Annotated in this window: 4 protein-coding genes and 2 pseudogenes; 1 reads left to right on the top strand and 5 read right to left on the bottom strand. The window is 63.9% G+C overall.

Annotated features, from left to right (window positions below; translation table 11 throughout):
• Window positions 1-101: 101 nt before the first annotated feature.
• Window positions 102-535 (top strand): annotated as a pseudogene (locus ACZ4NT_RS38865) (IS5 family transposase); the annotation flags it as partial.
• Between the two features lie 22 nt (window positions 536-557).
• Here ACZ4NT_RS38865 and ACZ4NT_RS38860 read toward each other — a convergent pair.
• The 5 genes and pseudogenes from ACZ4NT_RS38860 to ACZ4NT_RS38840 all read right to left on the bottom strand — a co-directional run.
• Entirely contained in the window at window positions 558-1,085 is a 528-nt protein-coding gene (locus ACZ4NT_RS38860) for a hypothetical protein (RefSeq protein WP_467730143.1), read from the bottom strand.
• The gene (locus ACZ4NT_RS38855) at window positions 1,082-1,915 is read right to left on the bottom strand and encodes an IS701 family transposase (RefSeq protein ID WP_467730141.1); all 834 of its coding nucleotides are present in this window, start codon (window positions 1,913-1,915) and stop codon (window positions 1,082-1,084) included. Before ACZ4NT_RS38855 ends, ACZ4NT_RS38860 begins: the two co-directional genes overlap by 4 nt.
• 1,430 nt (window positions 1,916-3,345) lie before the next feature.
• The gene (locus ACZ4NT_RS38850; protein WP_467730139.1) at window positions 3,346-3,744 is read right to left on the bottom strand and encodes a hypothetical protein; all 399 of its coding nucleotides are present in this window, start codon (window positions 3,742-3,744) and stop codon (window positions 3,346-3,348) included.
• Window positions 3,741-4,025, bottom strand: a complete 285-nt coding sequence (locus ACZ4NT_RS38845; protein WP_467730137.1) for a hypothetical protein — start codon at window positions 4,023-4,025, stop codon at window positions 3,741-3,743. The genes ACZ4NT_RS38850 and ACZ4NT_RS38845 overlap by 4 nt, the downstream gene beginning before the upstream one ends.
• 140 nt (window positions 4,026-4,165) lie before the next feature.
• Window positions 4,166-4,273, bottom strand: a pseudogene (locus tag ACZ4NT_RS38840) (IS5/IS1182 family transposase); the annotation flags it as partial.
• Window positions 4,274-4,357: the final 84 nt, after the last annotated feature.

The raw sequence follows: 4,357 nt of genomic DNA, 5'->3' as shown, positions 1-4,357 counted from the left end.
ACACCACCTTTTCGATCATCTCGACTGGGGGCTCAAGTCATACCGGGGCCGAAGGCCGGGAGCCTCATTGCGAGGCCACGAAAACGGTAACGGGGATCTGCACGGGCCCCTCGCCGGTCGACCGGGGCCGGGCAGGCTCGAAGCACCACCTGATCACCGACGGACACGGCACCCCGCTCGCGGTTCTGTTGACCGGCGGCGACCGCAACGACGTCACCCAACTGCTGCCCTGCTCGACGCGATCCCCTCCGTCCGTGGCCGTGTCGGACGACCGCGCCGCAGACCCGACTCGCTGTTCGCCGACCGCGGCTACGACCACGACGTCTACCGCGACCAGGTCCGCGACCGCGGCATCGTGGCCATTGCCCACCGCGGAACACGCCACGGCACCGGACTGGGCACGTACCGCTGGTTGATCGAAAGAAGCTTTGCGTGGCTGCACGGCTTCCGGCGCCTGCGGATCCGCCGGGAACGCCGAGCCGACATCCACGAAGCGTCCCTCAAACTCGCCTGCTGTCTGACACGGCAGCTGTAGATAGCCGCTGGCGTGGTTCTGATCATGGTGTGGTGTCGGCGTAGGCGTGCCATCGCCGGTGGCAGAGGCGGGCGTGGTGTTGATGGCGGCGGCGCCAGGTGAACCACCACAGTAGGTGCTCGCGGTCTCGTCGCGGCGGTGGCAGGATCAAGGTTCTGAGTGGGCGGAGCAGTTCGTGGCTGCTGAGGGGGGCGAGGTCGGTCTTGTCGGGGTCGTCCCGGGCGGTTTGGGCTGTGCGTTCGAGAGCTGCTGCGGTGGCCAGGAACGCGTATGCGGCCAGGGTGATCACGCTCCAGCGGTGCCAGGAGTTCCAGTAGGTGACCTGGCCTTTGTCGAGGTGGCAGGTCCCTTTCGCGTTCTGGAAGTCGTCTTCCACCCGCCATCTGCGGCACGCCAGTGACACCAGGCGGGCCAGGGTCACCGGTCCGGGGGCGAAGCAGCGGTAGTAGGACACGGTGCGGGTGTAGCGGTGGCGGCGGACCGGCAGGACGGACGTACCCGCGTCGCGGTCGTGTCCGTCAGGGGTGTCGTAGGCGGTGACCTCGATCATCGCCCAGTCGTAGTCGCGTGCCCCTTCTGGCCCGTGCCGGTCTGCATCCGGTGCCAGGCCCGCTTCGGCAGCCGGGCGGCAGCCCTGGCTGCGTTCAGCTTCCCGGCTGGGTGGTGACCGGGTGGTTCGAGCGCACGGCCACGACGTAGCCCAGGCCCCAGCTCACGGCAGACACCACGTAGTTCCCGTCCTCCATAGACCTCGTCCCCCAGGAAGAACGAGGCGGATATCCCCTGGCTGGCAGCGCGGAGCATGTGTGCCGCGAGCTGCGGCTTGGTCGCGAAGCACAGCCCGTCCGGGACGCCGGTCAGCTCGCGGCGTTCCTCATCTGCGGCCCACTCCTTGGTGAAGTACGGGCGCCGGTCGATCAGGCAGTGCCCGACGGTGGTGGCGAAGGTGAGGTGCACCGCGACCTGGCACAGATCCACACCACTGACCGAGCCCGAGTACTGGCGGGCCGCACCGACCGCGTCGGTGGAAGACTTCGCGTCTCCTGTCTCGTCCGCGATGAGGACCCCGTCGCCGTCATCGAGCAGGTCCACGGCCCAGGCCGCCGCCAGCTCCAGCACCGTTTCCTGGTCCCACACCGCACGGGAGAGCAGATGGTGCAGCCGGTGCGGGCCCCGCTCACCGATCGCTTCGGCCAGGCTCCAGCAGTTCACGTCCTCGAGCTCCATCAGCATGCCCCGCGTCATCCGGGCAAACGTCTCCCGGGTCTCCGAGCGGGCGAAGCAGCCGGCCAACGAGGCCAGCAGGCCCCCGAACGCGGTCTCATGGACTCCGCGGTCTACGGTGGCCGAAGCGGCCGTCTCGTTCTGATGTTGCGTCACACCACGTCATGATCAAGGCGGCCGCCCTCATGCCCGCAGCCACCCCCGTCACACCGCTGAACAGCAGCGATGAGCATCAGCGGGCCTATCTACAGCTGCCGTGTGAACAGGGCAGACATGCCCCACCCGCCATCACGCACCAACTCGTTAGCCGCCGTAAGTAGCTGTCACTCTAGATCCCTGCTGCCTCTGGAGAAACACTCGCAACACTGCCATCTGTAAACGGGTTGGCCACATTCTGAAGTGGTCAAGGCTGAAGTAAGAGGAAAGGCGAAGACCTAAAGAGGGAAGGTGACCCAGGGTCACTTTCTATTTTCTCGCGATTCAAGAGCTTCAATCGAAAGGGCGCGCAAACTAAGGGAAATTTTCCAGATCGCATTCTGAACCGACACGATGAAACTAACGGTGAGAATGGAATGAGAAAGAAATTCATCTCTATGCTGGCTTTGCCCCTGGCTTCTGTTGGTTTTCTCGGCCTTTCGAGTGGAAGCGCACAGGCTCATGATCTTAAATTCTCGGCCTGTTCTGGATGGAAGCCTCTGAATGGTGCAAGTGGAGCCATTGCCCGCGAATGCATTTATGGCATGTACGTGGGTTTCGCCCTCGGTGCGACCGTAAGTCAAGATTACGGTCTGACGTCAAGTATCGAAGTGAAGAATAACGGCGACTGGCCCCTTGTGGTTAGCCGCATCACGACTGGGGTTTCATACAAAATACCACTCAATGGGGGTGAGCCTGAGTGGTCGTCGCCGACACCCGGGGTGGCCACTTTTGATGATGTTTCACCTATAGTGACATGCGCTGAAATGCGAGTGATCCCGCCGAGACCTGTTGTCGCAAGCTACTACCGATGCGAAAGTCATTATACGCGCAGTCTCGAATCTGAAGAGGTAGGTGGTCCTCCAGTGCGGGGGATGGGAGGTGTCACCCTGTGGGACAGGAGCGCTGGAGAGTGGGTGCACACCGCTATTAAGTCTCCGGTTGAAGAGGGTGGATGGGCACCTTGATGCTTGGGGGTGATGGAGGTCACGCTGGTAGCCGCGTAGGGGGCCGGGTTTTGACCTTGCTTCTTGCAGCCTTCGATCCAGATGTCGAATGCATCTGCCAAATGGCAATCACAACTTAGGAATTCAGGGGTCGCTCGATGGTGTACGCTTCACCACGGTTTCGCGTCGTTGCCCTGGGCCCTGACGCCGCAGTCGTTCAGCGGTGACACCGGTGCGGCTGGCTAGCGCGAGGATGGCTAGGCGAGCGGAACGAAGGTTACGTCGCATGCGCCGGACCATACGAGAAGAGCCCCGACCGGGGCTGGGTGTAGCCCATTTCGGCCTGCTGGGTGCGGGTGCACGCGATGAGCGCCTCGTTAGCGACACCGGTCCATTACGCGGCGGGCTGTCTGGCGAGTTCGACGTCCACGTCGAGGATCAACTTCAGCGGAAGCCGAGCATGCCGGGGGAGTTGATGTCGACGGTGATCACGCCGGGCGGGTAGTGGTCTTCGTGCCCGGTGAGCAGGATGGACATGCCGGTGAACTCGGCGCGGGGCAGGGCGCAGTAGAGGGCGTGGCAGGTGTCGGGGCCGCCGTATCCGTCACGGATCATGGTGCCGACGGTGGCGGTTGCCATGGTGTCGAGCGGATCGACGGCTACGGAGGAGAACGCCAGTACGCGGCGGTGGAGATGTTCTTCGCCGGCCTCGGCCTCCATGAGGCACAAAGCGGGAATGCGGAGCTGGTCGGTGGGCGTATGGGCCATATTGCCCGCGAGCAGGTTCAATGCTTTGTGGCCGAGAGCCAGAGCATGTACTGCACTGGTGTCGAGAATGATCACGCGGCACTGCCCCGCGCTGCGCGCGCCCTCTCGGCAGCGATCTTGTAGATGTTGCCGCGGACGTCCGGAGCCTGATCGAACTCCTCATCGCTCAGCTCGATTCCGATGATGCGCCGAACCACTTCGCGGTCCGCCGCCAGGCGCTCGGCGCGCTGCCCCGCCGTAGGCAGCTCAGCCGCCATGGCCTCGACCAGCTGTCCCAGGCTCAAGCCTCGCTCTCGGGCAAGCTCGGCGAGGTGATCACGTACCTGCCGGGACACCTGAATCGTCGTCGCATTCATAGCTGCACTATAGAGCTTCTGTAAAGCTCTATAGTGCAGAGTTACACAGGGTTACTGTCGGAGTCGGGGTCATCCCCGCGGATGCGGGGAGCAGCATCCGCTGGTCGGCCACCGTCTGGCGCTAGGTTCTGTCTCTTTGGTCAGCGCCGGGTCCAGATGAGGATGCCCGCGAGGTGGAGTGCGGCCTGGTAGGCGATCGCCAGCTTGTCGGTGCGGGTGGCCAGGCCGCGCCACTGCTTAAGACGGTGTCCTATGTGGTGAGGCGGAGGAGCCTCTTGTAGCAGCAGAGGGCGGCGGCGAGTCCGAGAAACGCCAGGTAGTTGCGGGGGTGG

This window comes from Streptomyces sp. NPDC026417 (assembly GCF_055567695.1).
The sequence above is the reverse complement of the archived record's forward strand: the minus strand, read 5'-3'. Positions and strand labels throughout refer to the sequence as shown.

What these genes read in the sequence shown, in the direction of transcription:
- ACZ4NT_RS38860 (WP_467730143.1), bottom strand. Translation starts at nt 1,085, where the DNA reads ATGATCGAGGTCACCGCCTACGACACCCCTGACGGACACGACCGCGAC.
- ACZ4NT_RS38845 (WP_467730137.1), bottom strand. Translation starts at nt 4,025, where the DNA reads ATGAATGCGACGACGATTCAGGTGTCCCGGCAGGTACGTGATCACCTC.